Origin of the sequence: Shimia aestuarii (assembly GCF_022814865.1) — a bacterium.
Taxonomy (GTDB): domain Bacteria; phylum Pseudomonadota; class Alphaproteobacteria; order Rhodobacterales; family Rhodobacteraceae; genus Shimia; species Shimia aestuarii_A.
In genome coordinates this window covers 57,566-73,364 of sequence record NZ_JAKVRD010000001.1, presented here as the reverse complement: position 1 = coordinate 73,364, position 15,799 = coordinate 57,566, and the positions used below count along the sequence as shown (strand labels likewise).

General features: G+C 63.2%; 17 protein-coding genes. 8 read left to right on the top strand and 9 right to left on the bottom strand.

Annotated features, from left to right (window positions below):
- The first annotated feature begins 36 nt into the window (after positions 1-36).
- The 7 genes from phnG to phnN are packed head-to-tail and all read left to right on the top strand — an operon-like array spanning position 37 to position 5,021.
- Positions 37-480 (top strand): phosphonate C-P lyase system protein PhnG, encoded by a 444-nt coding sequence (phnG, locus tag MK745_RS00370; RefSeq protein ID WP_243611289.1) that lies wholly within the window; start codon positions 37-39, stop codon positions 478-480.
- A complete protein-coding gene (phnH, locus tag MK745_RS00365; protein WP_243611288.1) occupies positions 480-1,049 on the top strand; it encodes a phosphonate C-P lyase system protein PhnH in 570 nt (189 codons plus the stop codon). The genes phnG and phnH overlap by 1 nt, the downstream gene beginning before the upstream one ends.
- Complete coding sequence (locus tag MK745_RS00360; RefSeq protein WP_243611287.1) at positions 1,049-2,146, top strand: carbon-phosphorus lyase complex subunit PhnI; 1,098 nt, start codon at positions 1,049-1,051, stop codon at positions 2,144-2,146. The genes phnH and MK745_RS00360 overlap by 1 nt, the downstream gene beginning before the upstream one ends.
- Complete coding sequence (locus MK745_RS00355) at positions 2,143-3,015, top strand: alpha-D-ribose 1-methylphosphonate 5-phosphate C-P-lyase PhnJ (RefSeq protein WP_243611286.1); 873 nt, start codon at positions 2,143-2,145, stop codon at positions 3,013-3,015. Before MK745_RS00360 ends, MK745_RS00355 begins: the two co-directional genes overlap by 4 nt.
- Positions 3,012-3,782 carry a phosphonate C-P lyase system protein PhnK gene (gene phnK, locus MK745_RS00350; protein WP_243611285.1) on the top strand — a complete coding sequence of 257 codons (771 nt, stop codon included), beginning with the start codon at positions 3,012-3,014 and terminating at the stop codon, positions 3,780-3,782. Before MK745_RS00355 ends, phnK begins: the two co-directional genes overlap by 4 nt.
- 10 nt (positions 3,783-3,792) lie before the next feature.
- Positions 3,793-4,473: a phosphonate C-P lyase system protein PhnL gene (gene phnL / locus MK745_RS00345; protein ID WP_243611284.1), complete on the top strand. Its 681-nt coding sequence runs from the start codon at positions 3,793-3,795 to the stop codon at positions 4,471-4,473.
- Positions 4,473-5,021, top strand: coding sequence for a phosphonate metabolism protein/1,5-bisphosphokinase (PRPP-forming) PhnN (gene phnN, locus MK745_RS00340; RefSeq protein ID WP_243611283.1), 549 nt, complete (start codon positions 4,473-4,475; stop codon positions 5,019-5,021). Before phnL ends, phnN begins: the two co-directional genes overlap by 1 nt.
- On the opposite strand, the gene MK745_RS00335 is transcribed toward phnN, so the two are convergent.
- Positions 4,988-5,683: a DUF1045 domain-containing protein gene (locus MK745_RS00335; RefSeq protein ID WP_243611282.1), complete on the bottom strand. Its 696-nt coding sequence runs from the start codon at positions 5,681-5,683 to the stop codon at positions 4,988-4,990. The two genes, phnN and MK745_RS00335, sit on opposite strands and share 34 nt — an antisense overlap.
- 49 nt (positions 5,684-5,732) lie before the next feature.
- On the opposite strand from MK745_RS00335, the gene MK745_RS00330 reads away from it, so the two are divergent.
- The gene (locus tag MK745_RS00330) at positions 5,733-6,878 is read left to right on the top strand and encodes an alpha-D-ribose 1-methylphosphonate 5-triphosphate diphosphatase (protein ID WP_243611281.1); all 1,146 of its coding nucleotides are present in this window, start codon (positions 5,733-5,735) and stop codon (positions 6,876-6,878) included.
- Positions 6,879-6,942: 64 nt separating this feature from the next.
- Here the strand turns inward: MK745_RS00330 and MK745_RS00325 are convergent, their stop codons facing one another.
- The 8 genes from MK745_RS00325 to urtB form a co-directional block, all read right to left on the bottom strand.
- On the bottom strand, positions 6,943-7,677 hold the full coding sequence (locus tag MK745_RS00325) for a proteasome-type protease (protein WP_243611280.1): 735 nt from the start codon (positions 7,675-7,677) through the stop codon (positions 6,943-6,945).
- A 39-nt stretch (positions 7,678-7,716) separates the two neighbouring features.
- The gene (locus MK745_RS00320) at positions 7,717-8,514 is read right to left on the bottom strand and encodes a transglutaminase family protein (RefSeq protein WP_243611279.1); all 798 of its coding nucleotides are present in this window, start codon (positions 8,512-8,514) and stop codon (positions 7,717-7,719) included.
- A gap of 6 nt (positions 8,515-8,520) precedes the next feature.
- Complete coding sequence (locus MK745_RS00315) at positions 8,521-9,462, bottom strand: alpha-E domain-containing protein (protein ID WP_243611278.1); 942 nt, start codon at positions 9,460-9,462, stop codon at positions 8,521-8,523.
- A gap of 4 nt (positions 9,463-9,466) precedes the next feature.
- The gene (locus MK745_RS00310; RefSeq protein WP_243611277.1) at positions 9,467-10,894 is read right to left on the bottom strand and encodes a circularly permuted type 2 ATP-grasp protein; all 1,428 of its coding nucleotides are present in this window, start codon (positions 10,892-10,894) and stop codon (positions 9,467-9,469) included.
- A 139-nt stretch (positions 10,895-11,033) separates the two neighbouring features.
- The gene (urtE, locus tag MK745_RS00305) at positions 11,034-11,729 is read right to left on the bottom strand and encodes an urea ABC transporter ATP-binding subunit UrtE (RefSeq protein ID WP_243611276.1); all 696 of its coding nucleotides are present in this window, start codon (positions 11,727-11,729) and stop codon (positions 11,034-11,036) included.
- Between the two features lie 3 nt (positions 11,730-11,732).
- On the bottom strand, positions 11,733-12,473 hold the full coding sequence (gene urtD, locus MK745_RS00300; protein WP_243611275.1) for an urea ABC transporter ATP-binding protein UrtD: 741 nt from the start codon (positions 12,471-12,473) through the stop codon (positions 11,733-11,735).
- Positions 12,470-13,705: an urea ABC transporter permease subunit UrtC gene (gene urtC / locus MK745_RS00295; protein ID WP_243611274.1), complete on the bottom strand. Its 1,236-nt coding sequence runs from the start codon at positions 13,703-13,705 to the stop codon at positions 12,470-12,472. The genes urtD and urtC overlap by 4 nt, the downstream gene beginning before the upstream one ends.
- 111 nt (positions 13,706-13,816) lie before the next feature.
- Positions 13,817-15,781 (bottom strand): urea ABC transporter permease subunit UrtB, encoded by a 1,965-nt coding sequence (gene urtB, locus MK745_RS00290; RefSeq protein WP_243611273.1) that lies wholly within the window; start codon positions 15,779-15,781, stop codon positions 13,817-13,819.
- Positions 15,782-15,799: the final 18 nt, after the last annotated feature.

Below are 15,799 nucleotides of genomic sequence, written 5' to 3'. Positions count from 1 at the left end.
TGTATAGGAAAATAGACAAATCGACAAGGTGTCTAGATGACAGTTGAAATGACCCGCCGCGATTGGATGAGCGCGCTGGCCAAGGCGCCGGCGGCGCGGCTTGCGGCGCTTTGGCAGGCGCTTGAGATGGCGCCGGAGTTTACGTGGCTTCGGGCGCCGGAGATCGGCGCGACGATGGTGCGCGGACGGATGGGCGGCACGGGTGCGCCCTTCAATCTTGGAGAAATGACGGTCACGCGCTGCTCGCTCCAGCTTGCCTCGGGCGAGGTTGGGCATGGCTATGTGCAGGGGCGCGACAAGGACAAGGCGCGGATCGCGGCGCTTGTCGATGCTGTCATGCAAGGCGACGCGGCGGCGCAGGTGCGCGCAGAGCTTCTGATCCCGTTGCAGGACGAGATGGCGGCAGACAGCGCCACGCGCGCGGCCAAGGCGGCGGCGACCAAGGTCGATTTCTTTACCATGGTGCGGGGGGAAGACTGATGAATGCGGATGTTCTCAAGGGTGGGTTCGCGGATGCGCCTGTGGATGCGGCGCATGCGTTTCGCGCAGCGATGAATGTCATGGCGCGGCCCGGTGTGATCGAAGAGGTCGCGGGCGCGGTGCCGCCGGCGCCGATGTCTGTTGCGGCGGGGGTGTTGCTCTTGACGCTGTGCGACCCGGAAACGCCGATTGCCCTTTGCGGGGCGCATGATTGCGCGGATGTGCGAGAGTGGATCGCGTTCCATATCGGTGCGCCGGTCGTGGCGCCGCAGAAGGCGATGTTCGTGGTCGGGACATGGTGCGCGGTGCAGCCGCTTGAGGTCTATGCCATCGGCACGGCGGAATATCCGGATCGCTCGGCGACAGTGATTGTCGAGATGGACGCGCTTGCGGCAGAAGGTGCGGTGCTGCGCGGGCCGGGGATCAAGACACAAGCGGCGCTTTCGCTTCCCGAGGTGGCGGCGTTTCAGCGCAATGCGGTGTTGTTCCCGCTCGGGCTTGATTTCTTTTTCTGTGCCGGGAGCCGCCTTGCGGCGCTGCCGCGCACCACACGTGTGGAGGCTTTCTGATGTATGTGGCTGTGAAGGGTGGCGAGCGCGCCATTGACAACGCGCATGCGTGGTTGGCCGAGGAACGGCGGGGCGACCGCGATGTGGCGGAGCTCTCCGTCGCGCAGATCCGCGAGCAGTTGAGCCTTGCCGTGAACCGGGTGATGGCGGAAGGGTCGCTTTATGATCCCGACCTTGCGGCGCTGGCGATCAAGCAGGCGCGGGGCGATATGATCGAGGCGATCTTCCTCATCCGGGCCTATCGCACGACCCTGCCGCGATTCGGATATTCCAAGCCGGTCGAGACGGCGGATATGGCCTGTGATCGGCGGATTTCGGCGACGTTCAAGGACGCGCCGGGTGGGCAGGTCTTGGGGCCGACGTTCGACTATACGCACCGTCTTTTGGATTTCGCTTTGGCGGCAGAGGGTGAGGTGCCGGAGGCGGCAGAGGCCGAAGCAAAGCCCGGACCGGTGCCGCATATCACCGAGTTTCTCAACAAAGAGGGGCTTATCCAGACCGAGGATGAGAGCGACGAGGTGCCGGGCGATCTGACCCGCGAGCCGCTTGAGCTTCCGGCGGATCGGGCGTTGCGGTTGCAATCGCTCACACGCGGCGACGAGGGCTTTGTCCTTGGCATGGCCTATTCGACGCAACGCGGATACGCGCGTAACCACGCCTTTGTCGGGGAATTGCGGATCGGGCGCGTGGCGGTCGAGATGGACATTCCCGAGCTTGGGTTCGCCATCGACATTGGCGAGATTGAACTCACGGAATGCGAGACGGTGAACCAGTTTGCGGGCTCCAAGACCGAGCCGCCGCAGTTCACGCGCGGCTATGGCCTCGTCTTTGGCCAATCCGAGCGCAAGTCGATCTCCATGGCGCTGGTGGACCGGGCGCTGCGTTGGAAGGAGTTGGGCGAGGACAACCTTGGCGCCCCGGCGCAGGACGAGGAGTTCGTCCTCTATCACTCTGACAATATCCAGGCGACGGGGTTCCTCGAGCATATTAAGCTGCCCCATTACGTCGATTTCCAATCCGAGCTGGAACTCATCCGTAAGCTGCGCCGCGAGGCGATGGAGGCGGGCGAGACCGTGCAACAGGAGGCCGCGGAATGAGCGACTACAATTTTGCCTATCTCGACGAACAGACCAAGCAGATGATCCGGCGGGCGATCCTCAAGGGGTTGGCCATTCCGGGCTATCAGGTGCCGTTCGCGAGCCGCGAGATGCCGATGCCCTATGGCTGGGGCACAGGGGGTGTTCAAGTGTCGGCGGCGACACTCACGCCGGACGATACGATGAAGGTCATCGATCAGGGCGCGGATGATACGACCAACGCGGTGTCGATCCGCAAGTTCTTTGAGAAGACGGCGGGCGTCGCGACGACAGAGGCGACGGCGGAGGCGAGCGTGATCCAAACGCGCCACCGTATCCCCGAAGAGACTCTGCGCGAGGATCAAATCTTGGTCTATCAGGTGCCGATCCCGGAGCCACTCCGGTTTCTTGAGCCTTCCGAGGTCGAGACCCGCAAGATGCACAGCCTCGAGGAGTATGGCCTCATGCATGTGAAGCTCTACGAGGATATCGCGCGGCACGGTGCGATTGCGACGGCCTATGCCTATCCTGTGAAGGTAGAGGGGCGGTACGTGATGGACCCGTCACCGATCCCGAAATTCGACAATCCCAAGCTCGAGATGGCGGCGATTCAGCTCTTTGGGGCGGGGCGTGAGCAGAGGATTTACGCGGTGCCGCCCTATACGCAGGTGGTCAGCCTCGATTTCGAGGACTTCCCCTTTGAGGCGAGCAAGGCGGACCACCCCTGCGACCTTTGCGGGGCGGAGGACAGCTATCTCGACGAGGTCATCATGGATGACGCGGGCACACGGATGTTCGTGTGCTCGGACACGGATTACTGCGCGGGACGACGCGCAGCGGGCCATGTGGGCGCGCAAGGCGTCTCCACGCAAGAGGAGGACGCAGCATGACCCCGCTTCTCAAGGTGCAGGGCATCGAGAAACGCTATGGCGCCCGGATCGGGTGTCGCGATGTGAGTTTTGATCTCTATCCCGGAGAGGTCATGGGGATAGTTGGCGAGAGTGGATCGGGAAAATCCACTCTTCTCAACTGCCTCGCCGGTATTTTGACTCCAGATACCGGCGAGGTCTTGTTCGAGATGCGCGATGGCGCGGTGAAGGACACGGTGACGATGTCGGAACCGGAGCGGCGGATGCTCTCGCGCACGGACTGGGCCTTTGTGCATCAGCATGCGCGTGACGGGCTACGGATGAATGTTTCGGCGGGCGGCAATGTGGGCGAAAGGCTCATGGCTGTGGGCGCGCGGCATTATGGGCATATCCGCGATGAGGCAATTGACTGGCTCGGCCGGGTCGAGATCAACGAGAGCCGGGTCGATGATCGCCCAACGGCGTTTTCCGGCGGCATGCAGCAGCGCTTGCAGATCGCGCGCAACCTCGTCACCGGGCCACGGCTTGTCTTTATGGATGAGCCCACGGGCGGCCTCGATGTGTCGGTGCAGGCGCGGCTTCTCGACCTGTTGCGCGGCCTTGTGCGCGAGATGGGATTGAGCGCGATCATCGTGACCCATGACCTTGCCGTTGTGCGGCTTCTGGCGGATCGGCTCATGGTGATGAAAGACGGGCATGTGGTCGAAAGCGGCCTCACGGATCAGGTTCTGGACGATCCGCAACACGCCTACACGCAGCTTCTCGTCAGCTCTGTGCTGCAAGTTTGAGGACCGGATGATGATCGAGATTTCCAATCTTTCCAAGACCTTCACGCTCCACAATCAAGGCAGCGTTGTGATCCCCGTGATGCAGGGGGCCGAATTGTCGGTGGCGCGCGGGCAATGTGTTGCGCTGACCGGCGCGTCAGGGGCAGGCAAGTCGACGCTCATGCGGATGATCTATGGCAACTACCTTGCGGCGTCAGGGCATATCCTTGTCGATGGGGTCGATGTGACCAAGGCGGAGCCGCGCGAGATCCTCGAATTGCGCCGCCATACGCTTGGCTATGTGTCGCAATTCCTGCGCGTGGTGCCGCGCGTGCCGACGCTCGATGTTGTGGCCGAGCCGCTTCTGGCGGTGGGCGTGGAGACGGAGGCGGCGCGTGACAGGGCGCGCGATCTGCTGACGCGGCTGCGGATTCCCGAACGGCTTTGGAGCCTCAGCCCGACCTCGTTTTCGGGCGGCGAACAGCAGCGGGTGAACATCGCGCGGGGCTTTGCGCATGACTATCCGGCGATGCTTCTCGACGAGCCGACGGCGAGCCTCGATGCGGCGAACCGCGAGACGGTTCTGTCGCTGATCGAGGAGGCCAAGGCGCGGGGGGCGGCGATCGTGGGGATTTTCCATGACGAGGCGGCGCGCGACCGGGTTTGCGACCGCGAGATCGACGTCTCGGTCTATACGCCCAAGGCCGCCTGATGTCGGCGCGGCTCATAGGGGTCGTGGGGCCGTCCGGTGTCGGGAAGGATTCCGTCATGGCGGCGCTTGCCGCGCGCGTGCCGGGATTGCGGCTCGTGCGGCGGGTCATCACGCGGCCCTCAGATGCGGGGGGCGAGACGTTCGAGGGCGTGAGCGAGGCGGAGTTCGCGGCGCGTGCCGCAGCGGGGGATTTCGGCCTTTGGTGGCGCGCGCATGGGATGGCCTATGGCATTCCACATTCGGAGGTCGAGGGCCGCCCGGATGGAGAAATCGCCCTTGTGAACCTGTCGCGGGCGGTGCTCGACGAGGCGCGGGCGCGCTATCCGGGGTTTGCGGTTCTATCCCTCACAGCAGCGCCAGAGACGCTTGCCCATCGGCTTGCCGGGCGCGGGCGCGAGAGCGAGGCAGAGATCGCGGCGCGGCTTGCAAGGGCGGGTTATGTGCGGCCCGAAGGTGCGGATGTGATCGAGATCAGCAATGACGGACCGCTAGACGAGACCGTTGCAGCGGTGCTTCAGGCGCTCTCTCCGGAAAGGGCAAAGCGTTGAATTTCATGGAACATTCCGTCCTCATTCTCACCGACAAGCGTCAGGTCCGGCACATTGAAGGGCATGGGCAGGAGCGGCGCGAGATGCGGCGCGAGGGCGGTTTGGACGGCTTCGGCCTCGCCACGCGCAAGGCGGCCTGTGAGCGTGATGTGAAAGCGGAACTCGTCCAACACGTAAGGGTAGCCCCACGCGGCCAGAAGCGCCTCTTGGCGCGCGGTGAGGTTGGATTTGCGGCGGCGGGCGAGTTCAGTGTCGCTTGGCGGGGCGCGGAAGGCGTCGAGATCTTGAACGACCTCTCCGGCAAGGTCCGCGAGCGGCGACTGATCGCCTGCGATGGTGAGGGCCACGAAGCTGCCGATGCGGCTCAGGCTCAGCCCGTCGAGCGTTACCGGGGCGAGGCGCGTCGCGAGACTTGCCATCGCGCTTTCAAGCACCTCCTGCGTCGTCCCCTCCGCAAGTTGGAAGGGCGGCTTGATCGTGCCGTGCAGCCCGTATTTGCGCGGCGTGGCGGTCATCTCTTCGACCGGGCGCGGCAGGCCCGAAATCTCTGGGTGCGCGACGCGCGCGCCTGTCTCGATGTCCCAACCCAACCACTGCGCGCCGAACGTGGCGAAGGCGCCGCTTTGGGGGGTGTAGTAGATGCCAAATCTGCGAAACTGCATGGGGCCCCTTTCGTTTTCCACGCCACTGACAAAACAGCGTAACATCCTGATGACACAAGACATGATCCTCGCCAATGCCACCCTTGTTCTTGAGAAAGAAACGCTCCGCGGCAGCCTTGTCGTAAAGGACGGCATCATCACCGCGGTTGATAGCGGCACGGCGGTGCCTGCGGGCGCAGAAGATTGCGACGGCGACTTTGTTGCGCCGGGCCTGATCGAGCTTCACACCGACAACCTCGAGCGTCACCTGCATCCGCGCCCCAAGGTCGACTGGCCGCATCAGGCGGCGATTGTGGCCCATGACGCCGAGCTTGCAAGTGTCGGGATTACAACCGTTTTCGACGCGATCCGGGTTGGGTCGATCCTGTCGGATCCGAATAAGAAATACGGCAAATATGCGCGCGAGATGGCCAATGAAATCCTGTCGATGCGCGAGCATGGAGGCCTCAAGATCAGCCACCATCTGCACCTCAGGGCGGAGACGTGTTCGGAGACGTTGATTGAGGAATTGGAGGAGTTCGGGCCGGAAGATCGGGTTGGGATCGTGAGCCTGATGGATCATACGCCGGGGCAGCGGCAATTCACCGATATCTCCAAGTTCGAAGCCTATATCCGGGGCAAATACGCGCTTCCGGCGGAAGGGTTCAAGGAATATTGCGATTTCCTCTATGGGCTGCGGGACCGGCTTGGCGAAAAGCATGAACAGGCGACCGTGGCGGCGGCGAAACGGTTTGGCGCGGTGCTTGCGAGCCATGACGATACCACCGCGGAGCAGGTCGAGACCTCGGCCTCCTACGGGATTCACCTGGCCGAATTCCCGACCACGGAAGAGGCAGCAAGGGCTTGTCATCAAAAGGAAATCGCGACGATTATGGGCGGGCCGAACCTTGTGCGGGGGGGGTCGCATTCGGGCAATGTCGCGGCGATTGACCTTGCCGATCTTGATCTTCTCGACATCATTTCGTCCGACTATGTACCCGGCTCGCTTCTCCTTGGGGCGGTGCAGTTGGGGCAGCATTGGGGCGATATGGCCAAGGGCATGGCGACGGTGACGGCGACGCCTGCGCGGATGACGGAACTGCATGACCGGGGCCGGATCGAGGCGGGGCTTCAGGGTGATCTGATCCGCTTCCGCCTGACCGAAGGCGTTCCGGCGCTTCGTGCGGTATGGAGCAAAGGCAATCGCGTGGCCTAGGATCTGTGCGCAGGCTCACATATGTATCACGTCGGTATTGCGTCGGTATCGCGGTGGTGCGGCCTCAATCGAAGGAGAATTCCGGCAGTTGGGCGAAGGCGGCTTTGAGGGCGTCGCCCCAGCCGGCGGAGATTTCCTGGTAGTAGGGATCATCGCCCGTGATGCGGAAGCGGCGGCCGGTGGTGAGCGCGCCTTTCTCGTAGACATGCACGTCGAGCGGCAGGGAGACCGATAGGTTGGCCTTGATCGTGGAGTCGAAGGAGACGAGCAGGAGCTTGATTGCCTCCTCATAGCTCATTGCCGGATCATAGGCGCGCAGGAGGATCGGGCGGCCATATTTGGTCTCGCCGATCTGGAAGAAGGGGGTGTCGGCGCTGGCCTCGATGAAGTTGCCCTCGGGATAGATCAGGAAGAGGCGCGGCTCGCCGCCTGCGATCTGGCCGCCGACGAGGATCGTGGCGTTGAAGGCGGCGTCGGCGCGTTGGCCTTCGTCGGCATGGGTCGAGATGACCTCGCGCAGGGTGTTGCCGATCATCGTGGCGACCTGAAACATCGAGCTTGCGCTAAGAATGTCGGGATCGCGTTCGAAGGGCGATTTGGAGCGTTCCTCGAGGAGCGAGATCACGGCCTGCGTCGTGGCGAGGTTTCCGGCGGTCATCACCGTGATGCAGGCGGTGCCGGGCTTCTCCCAGATCACCATCTTGCGGAAGGTGGAGATATTGTCGACGCCGGAATTCGTCCGGGTGTCCGACATGAACACCATCCCGCGGTCCAGCATCATCCCAACGCAATATGTCATCGACGTCTCGTCCTTTGAGGTTTGACCCTAAGAACAGCTTTATTGCTGAACTTGCAAGGCGACATGGAGGTCTTCCTGTCCCATACCTTGCCGAATTCCGAGGATCGGGGCGGCGTCGCCATAGTCGCGCCCCGTGGCGACGCGGACATAGCGGTCGTCCGGGCAAATGCGGTTGGAGACATCGAAACCGACCCAACCGAGCGAGTCGGTCCAGACTTCGCACCAGGCATGCGAGGCGTCCTGTTCCACGAGGCCCTCCATCAGGAGATAGCCGCTAATGTAGCGGGCGGGATGGCCGAGCAGGCGGGCGGCGGCGATCATGATATGGGCGTGGTCCTGACAGACGCCATGCCCGGCGGCGAGGGCGGTTTCGGCGGGTGTCGTGCTGTCGGTCTTGCCGATGTCGTAGGTGACCTGTTCGTAGATCGTTGCCGAAAGGGCGTGCATCTGGGCGAGCGTGTCGTCGGCATTGGCGACGTCGCGGGCAAGGCGGCGCAGCTCGGGGCCGGGTTTGGTGCGCGCGGTTTCGTTCTCGAAGAGCCAGAGCGGGGCAAAACCCTTGTGCCGTCCGATGACGCCCGCGGTATCCGTGGTCTCGACGATGCCCTCGCAATGGACCTCGATATGGGTTGTACCATCATCCGCGAGGAGGAGGTCGGTCTGGTTGGTGTATTGGTCCTCAAAGCTCAACTGGCGCGTGGCGCCGGAAATCTCGGTGGTCCAGTCGTGGACGGTCTGGCCGTGGCCGGTTCGGGGGCGCAGGCGCAACTGTTGAAGCGCGTAGTGGACGGGTGTGTCGTAATTGTAGGTGGTCTTGTGAGATATCCGGAGGCGCATGTGATGTTATCCGTTGAACCTGAAATCCTGCTCGATCTGTCCGGCGAGGCAGGCGGCAGCGGATAGGGTATCGCTTAGGAATTCGTGCAGGCCGTCTTCGAAGATCTCGTCGATGTTGCGCGACATGAAGCCTTGGCAGAGTGTCTGGGCGAGATCCATGCAGGGGCTTCTTTCGCCGTATTCGCGTTCGAGCATAGCGAGGTTGTCGCCGATCTCGGCGCAGCAGAAGGCGAGAGAACGCGGCATGCGTTGATCGAGGATCAGGAAGTCGGCAATGGCGAGAGGCGAGCTTTCGCCAGCATGAAGCCAGCGGAAGGCGCGGTCGGCAGAAACCGAGCGCAGGATGGTTTCCCATTGCGTGTTGTCCATCGAGCTTCCGACGAAGGCGGCGGAGGGCAAGAGGACGTAGTATTTCACATCGAGGATGCGCGCCGTGTTGTCGGCGCGTTCGATAAACGTGCCGAGGCGGGCAAAGGCGAAAATGTCGTTGCGCAGCATGGTGCCATGCAGGGCGCCGCGCACCACGGCGGTGCGGTAGCGGATCGCGGCGAGGATCTCGGGCAGGGTGCGCGTTGTCACCGGGCGGGAGAGCGCGTCTTTGATGGCCATCCAGCATTCATTGGTGGCCTCCCAGACCTCGGAGGAGAGCGCGGTGCGCACCATGCGGGCGTTGGAGCGCGCGGCGCTTAGGGTGCAGAGCACAGAGGAGGGGGTATCGCGGTCGCGCAGGAGGAAGTTGACGACGGATTGGGGATCAAAGCTGTCGTACTTTGCGAGGAAGGCGTCGCGCAGACCGGCGGTCGTCACCACGCTTTCCCATTCGGTTTCGGCCCGTTCAGAGCGGGTCAGGGCGATGCGCCAGCCGGTTTCGATCAGGCGTGCGGTGTTTTCGGCGCGTTCAAGGTAGCGGAACATCCAGAACAGGCCACCTGCGGTTCTTCCTAGCATCTGGTTACTCCCCCAATACCCATGTGTCCTTGGTGCCGCCGCCCTGTGACGAGTTCACCACGAGAGAGCCCTTCTTGAGCGCCACGCGGGTCAGGCCGCCGGGCGTGATGTTGATCTCGTTGGGCGAGACGAGCACGAAGGGGCGCAGGTCGACATGGCGCGGCGCGAGGCCCTTCTGGGTCAGGATCGGCACGGTCGACAGCGCCAGCGTCGGTTGGGCGATATAGTTCGCGGGGCGGGCGCGGAGTTTCTTCTCGAAGGTGGCCAGTTCGCGTTTGGAGGCGGCGGGGCCGACGAGCATGCCGTAGCCGCCCGAGCCATGCACCTCTTTCACGACCAGATCGGCAAGGTTGTCGAGCACGTATTTGAGCGCGTCCGGCTCTGAGCAGCGCCATGTCGGCACGTTCTGAAGAATGGCCCGCTCGCCGGTGTAGAACTCGACGATATCGGGCATGTAGGAATAGAGCGCCTTGTCGTCGGCGATCCCGGTGCCGGGCGCATTGGCGATGGTGATATTGCCCGCGCGGTAGACATCCATGATCCCCGGCACGCCAAGCAGGCTTTCGGGGTTGAAGGTCAGCGGGTCGAGATAGGCGTCATCGACCCGGCGGTAGAGCACGTCAACAGGTTTGTAGCCTTGCGTCGTGCGCATCGAGACACGGCCATCGGTGATCCGCAGATCGGTGCTTTCGACAAGTTCGGCGCCCATCTGGTCGGCGAGGAAGGCATGTTCGAAATAGGCGGAATTGTGGATACCGGGGGTGAGCACGGCGACCTCGGGTTTGCCGGTCACACAGGGCGGGGCGCTGGCGGCGAGCGAGCGGCGCAGGGCGCGGGGATAGTCGGAGACGGGCCGCACCTTCATGTTGGTGAACAGCTCGGGGAACATCTGGAGCATCGTCTCGCGGTTCTCGAGCATATAGGAGACGCCGGAGGGTGTGCGGGCGTTGTCTTCGAGCACGAAAAACTCGTCCGGGCCGGTGCGCACGAGATCGACGCCGACGATATGAGTATAGACGCCGCCGGGGGGCGAGACGCCGATCATCTCGGGGAGGAAAGCCTCATTCCCGGCGATCAGCTCTTTCGGGACGCGGCCTGCGCGCAGGATTTCCTGACGGTGGTAGATGTCGTGCAGGAAGGCGTTGATCGCGCGCACGCGCTGTTCGATGCCGCGTTCGAGCCGGGCCCATTCGCGGGCCGAGATCACGCGGGGCACAATGTCAAAGGGGATCAGGCGTTCGTCGGCGTCTTCCTGACCGTAGACATTGAAGGTAATGCCGATGCGGCGAAAGAAAGCTTCGGCTTCGGCGGACTTGCGCCGCAGGTGCTTGATGTCCTCTCCGGAGAACCAATCGTGATAAAGTTCATAAGGGGCGCGGGGGGCACCCTCGGAGACGAACATCTCGTCAAGATGGGGCTTTGATTCTGTCATATCACCACGCTACGCCGCCCCGGTATGGCGGCAATGAGATGCCTCATTTCCCATCACCTTGACGTGAAAACCGGGCGGTTGCGCCATTTCTTAAGCAGCTGCGCCCAAGAAGTAGGCGGAATGTGGATTGAGGGGCGTCTTAGACGGAGACCGCTTCGAGAAGTTCATCACGGCTGAGCGTGGCGCGAGGACCGGATTTGACCACGCTGCCACGGCGCAGGATGACGAAATCGTCGGCGTGGTCATAGGCGAAATCAAAGAACTGCTCGACGAGGATAATTGCCATGTCGCCCCGGTCGCGCAGGTAGGTGATGACCTTGCCGATTTGCTTGATGATATTGGGCTGAATGCCCTCGGTCGGCTCATCAAGAAGCAGCAGTTTCGGCTTGGTGATGAGCGCGCGCGCGATGGCGAGCTGCTGTTGTTGGCCGCCCGAAAGGTCGCCGCCGCGCCGGTGCAGGAAGTCCTTGAGGATCGGGAACAGCTCGAAAATCTCGTCCGGGATGACGTGTTCGGAAGGCGGCAGGCAGGCATAGCCCGTCTCGAGGTTCTCGCGCACCGTCAGCAGCGGGAAGATATCGCGCCCCTGCGGCACGTAGCCGACCCCGCGCCGGGCCATGGCGTGGGCGGGGAGTTTGCCGATGTCCTCGTCGTTGAAGGTCATGGCGCCGCCGCTTCGGATATGGGTGCCGGAGATCGCCTTGAGGAGCGAGGTCTTACCGACGCCATTGGTGCCCATGACACAGGTGATCTTGCCAAGGTCGGCTTGCATGGAGATGTCGTTGAGGATTTGCGAGCTGCCGTAGTGGAGCGTGAGATTGTCGAGTTTGAGCATCGCTTAGCGTCCCAGATAGACGTCGATGACGTCCTGATTGCTTGTCACGTGGTCGAGGCCGCCTTCGGCGAGAACCGAACCTTCGTGCAGGACGGTGACCTTGCAGTTGAGGCGACGCACGAATTCCATGTCATGTTCGACGACGACCACGGCGCGGGTCTTGGCGGCCTCCACAAGGATGGCGGTTGTGTGTTCGCGTTCTTCGGGTGTCATCCCGGCGGCGGGTTCATCGACAAGGAGAAGTTGCGGGTCTTGCGCCAGCAACATGCCGATCTCGAGCCATTGTTTCTGACCGTGGGAGAGTTCGCCCGATTTGCGGGCAAGGTGGTCCGTCAGGCCGATCTCGGCAGCGAGCGCCGCGACCTTCTCGGTATCCGCAGCGTTCTGGCGGTAGAACAGGACCGAGAAGGGGCCACGGTCTTTCTTGAGCGCGAGGAGGAGGTTGGCGAAGACGGTTTGATCCTCGAACACGGTTGGGCGCTGGAATTTGCGGCCGATCCCGGCGCGGGCGATCTGGGCTTCGCTCATCTTCAGGAGCGAGACGGATTTGTCGCCCCAGAGCACGCGGCCTTCGTCGGCGCGGGTTTTGCCGGTGATGATGTCCATGAAGGTTGTTTTGCCCGCGCCGTTGGGGCCGATGATGGCGCGCATCTCGGCCTTGCCGATCTGGAAGGAGAGGTTGTTGATCGCCTTGAAGCCGTCGAAAGAGACCGAGACGCCGGAGACTTCGAGAAGGGTTTTCATGAGTCGGCCTCCTTTTCCTGAAGCGCGCCTTGGTCGGGGCCGAGGTCTTGGCCGTGGCGCATCGGGCTCTGGCGGTCGGTGATGAGGTCGAAGAGGCCGCCGATGCCCTTGGGCGCGAAAAGCGTCACGAGGACGAAGGAGAGGCCAAGGAGAACGAGCCACCAATCGACCCAGTCGACCGTGTAGAAGCCGAGCGGGATCGAGGGCACCTGACCGCCGGTGAACCAAGTGGAGACGAGCGACACGAAGGCCGCGCCGATGACCGCGCCGTAGAGGCGGCCACGCCCGCCGATGGCGACCCAGACCGCGAGGTAGATTGAGGCGATGGGGGCGATTTCGGCGGGGTTGATGATGCCCGCCTGTGGGTAATAGAGCGCGCCGGCGATGGCGGCGATGATGGCGGTGACGGTAAAGATAAAGAGCTTGTAGCCTTCGACCGAGTAGCCAAGAAAGCGCACGCGCGCCTCGTCATCACGGATGCCGCGCAGGACCGAGCCGAACTTGCCCGAGACGACCCATGTCGCAAAGCCATAGCCAAGCGCGAGGGCAAGGGCCGAGGCCCAGAGGAACCAGAGCGAGATCGTGGCCTGCGGGATGGCGTCGGCGCCGGGGAGGTTTTGAAGGCCGGAAAGGCCGTTATTGCCGCGCAAGCCGCTGTCGTTCTGGAACAGGTAGAGGGCGAGGGCGAGGGTCATGGCCTGGGTCAGGATCGAGAGATAGACGCCCGTGACGCGTGAGCGGAAGGCGAGCCAGCCGAAGACCAGCGCCAGCAGGCCCGGCACGGCGACCACGAGGATCAGTTGCAGCGTCAAGCTATGGGAGAAGGCCCAGATCAGGGGGAAGTCTGAGCTTCCGACGACGCCGAAGATCTGGTTGCCAATGCCGGAGATGACCTCGGCGTCGGTTGGCGGGATCTCGGCATTGGCCATGGAGGTCACGACGATGTCGCGGGTGCGGGCATACATGAGCCACATGCCGATCATGTAGCCGCCGAGCCCGAAAAAGGCGAAATGGCCAAGCGAGAGGATACCCGCATAGCCCCAGACGAGGTCCATCGCGATGGCGACGAGGCAGAGGCAGAGCGTCTTGCCCAGTGTTTTGACGAAGCTTGTCGAGATGAGGCCTGTGCCCATGGCTTCGGAAAACACCGTCACGAGAAGGGTAAACAGCGCAAGGCAGGCGAGGAAGATCAGCAGCGAGGGGTTTCGCGCGATGAAGGGTTGCCGGGTCATGCGGTGGCCTCCGTGGCGGGGGCGGAACTCTTTGAACATCCCGGGCCGTTTTCTTTTGATGAAGACGGGGGGAGACAGGTGAAGAGGGCGGGGAAACAGAGCGGCATTGGATCAGTCTCCTGCGGCGCGGCCCTTGAGGGCGATGATGCCTCGGGGGCGGAACTGAATGAAGATGATGATGAAGATGATCATGTAGGTTTGGGCCGCGAGGGTGTTTGAGGGGTTCATCCATTCGATGCCCTTTTGCAGGAAGCCGATCATCGCGGCCCCTGCGAGCGTGCCCCAGATATTGCCGACACCGCCGACAACCACGGTCATGAAGGATTGGACGATATAGTCGGAGCCAAGTTCCGAGGTGACCTTGGCAAAGAGGCCGATGGCGACGCCGGCGATCCCGGCGATGCCGGAGCCAAGGCCGAAGGTCAGCATGTTCACGCGGTCGGGGTTGATCCCCATGGAAGCGGCCATGCGGGGGTTTTGGGTCACGGCGCGGGTTTCAAGGCCGAGGCGCGTGCGTTTCATGATGAAGAGGAATAGCGCGAGGAAAGTCAGCGCGAGAACGAAGATCGCGATGCGGATATAGGAGATCGAGACCACGTCGTTCATCACCCACGCGCCATCGAGCCAGCCCGGAGAGGTCAGGGGGCGGGCCTGAGTGCCGAAGATGTTCTTGGCGATCTGCTGGAGCGCGATGGAGATGCCAAAGGTCGCCAGAAGGGTTTCCAGCGGGCGGTTGTAGAGCCAGCGGATCACGAGGCGTTCCATCGCGACGCCCGCGGCGAAGGTCACGGCGAAGGCGAGGGGCAGGGCCACGAGGATCGAGACGGTGTAGTTGGGGATCAACTGTTGCACCACATAGCCGGTATAGGCGCCCATCATGATGAACTCGCCATGCGCCATGTTGATGACGCCCATGACGCCGAAAGTGATGGCGAGGCCGATGGCCGCGAGGAAGAAGATCGAGGCGAGCGAGATGCCATCGAGCGCGAGGTCGAGCATCTGGTTCAGGCCGACGCGGGTCTTGATCGCGGCGAGCGCGTCCTCGGCGGCGGCGGTCACGGCGGCGGAGGGCTCGGCATAGGCGTCGTAGATAGTATGGGCGGCGAGGGCCTCTTTGATTGCGGCTTCGGTCGGTTGGGCCGGGGCGAGGCCCGCCTCGACAAGAGCGGCGTAGGCCGTGGCGCGGGCGGCGTCCGTATTGAGCGCGGCGAGAGGGACGCCCCCGACCTTGCCGCCGTCGATATGAGCGGCGAGCGTGTTACGAATATCGTCGGGCGAGAGGCGCGGCGGAGCGAGACCCTTGTCGGCGAGCATGGCATAGGCCTCGGCCTCGGGCATGTCTTCGCCGGGCGTCAGGATGGCGGCGACATTCACGCCTTGGGGCACCGGGCCTTGGGCGATTTCGCGACTGGTGGTCAGGAGCATGTTCAGCGCGGCGCGGGCGTCGAGGGAGATATCGGTCGAGATACTTTCGATGGCGGCGATGCGGGCCGTGTCATCGGCGCCGAAGCGCAGGGTCAGGAGCGTGGCGAGCTGTTCCTTGCGGGCCTTGATTTCCGGGTCGGTCTCACCTTCGAGGGAGGCGCGCAGGGGGGCGAGGTGGCTGGCCTCGGCGTCGCGCTGCAGCGCGTCGAGCGCATCGCGGCGGCGGGCCGGATCGGGGTCGGAGAGTTGGAACACGACGAGCGCGGTGCCGATCATGGCGCGCACGCCGCTATTGGGTTTGAGCTGGTCAAGGGCGTCCTTGTCGTAGTCGCCGACGGCATCGCCGCTATCAAAGTCATAGAGGCGGTAGGTTTTCTTGGCGATTTCCTCGGCGCGGAAGAAAAGCCCGTCTTCTTCGCGCTGCCACATGTCCTTAGACTGCCAGGTTTGAAGCACGGTTTGGGCGGCGGGTAGGCCACTTGTCGCAATGGCGTCGATGGCCGGGGCGATGGATTTGCGCGAGCCTTTTTCGATCAGGGCGCGATGTACCTGAAGGAGGTCTTGCACCGGGGTATTGCCGGAGCCGCTCTGGGCCTGAAGCGAAGGCGCAAGGGACAGGATGGCGGCAAGCGCCAGAAGGAAAACCCGCATGAGTCCTACCTGTTGGGA

Excerpts from the sequence above, each read along its gene's own strand:
- MK745_RS00330 (WP_243611281.1), top strand. The coding sequence starts at position 5,733 with ATGACACAAGACATGATCCTCGCCAATGCCACCCTTGTTCTTGAGAAA.
- MK745_RS00325 (WP_243611280.1), bottom strand. The coding sequence starts at position 7,677 with ATGACATATTGCGTTGGGATGATGCTGGACCGCGGGATGGTGTTCATG.
- MK745_RS00320 (WP_243611279.1), bottom strand. The coding sequence starts at position 8,514 with ATGCGCCTCCGGATATCTCACAAGACCACCTACAATTACGACACACCC.
- phnN (WP_243611283.1), top strand. The coding sequence starts at position 4,473 with ATGTCGGCGCGGCTCATAGGGGTCGTGGGGCCGTCCGGTGTCGGGAAG.
- MK745_RS00315 (WP_243611278.1), bottom strand. The coding sequence starts at position 9,462 with ATGCTAGGAAGAACCGCAGGTGGCCTGTTCTGGATGTTCCGCTACCTT.
- phnK (WP_243611285.1), top strand. The coding sequence starts at position 3,012 with ATGACCCCGCTTCTCAAGGTGCAGGGCATCGAGAAACGCTATGGCGCC.
- phnG (WP_243611289.1), top strand. The coding sequence starts at position 37 with ATGACAGTTGAAATGACCCGCCGCGATTGGATGAGCGCGCTGGCCAAG.
- MK745_RS00335 (WP_243611282.1), bottom strand. The coding sequence starts at position 5,683 with ATGCAGTTTCGCAGATTTGGCATCTACTACACCCCCCAAAGCGGCGCC.
- urtC (WP_243611274.1), bottom strand. The coding sequence starts at position 13,705 with ATGACCCGGCAACCCTTCATCGCGCGAAACCCCTCGCTGCTGATCTTC.
- urtB (WP_243611273.1), bottom strand. The coding sequence starts at position 15,781 with ATGCGGGTTTTCCTTCTGGCGCTTGCCGCCATCCTGTCCCTTGCGCCT.
- phnL (WP_243611284.1), top strand. The coding sequence starts at position 3,793 with ATGATCGAGATTTCCAATCTTTCCAAGACCTTCACGCTCCACAATCAA.
- urtE (WP_243611276.1), bottom strand. The coding sequence starts at position 11,729 with ATGCTCAAACTCGACAATCTCACGCTCCACTACGGCAGCTCGCAAATC.
- MK745_RS00310 (WP_243611277.1), bottom strand. The coding sequence starts at position 10,894 with ATGACAGAATCAAAGCCCCATCTTGACGAGATGTTCGTCTCCGAGGGT.
- urtD (WP_243611275.1), bottom strand. The coding sequence starts at position 12,473 with ATGAAAACCCTTCTCGAAGTCTCCGGCGTCTCGGTCTCTTTCGACGGC.
- MK745_RS00360 (WP_243611287.1), top strand. The coding sequence starts at position 1,049 with ATGTATGTGGCTGTGAAGGGTGGCGAGCGCGCCATTGACAACGCGCAT.
- phnH (WP_243611288.1), top strand. The coding sequence starts at position 480 with ATGAATGCGGATGTTCTCAAGGGTGGGTTCGCGGATGCGCCTGTGGAT.
- MK745_RS00355 (WP_243611286.1), top strand. The coding sequence starts at position 2,143 with ATGAGCGACTACAATTTTGCCTATCTCGACGAACAGACCAAGCAGATG.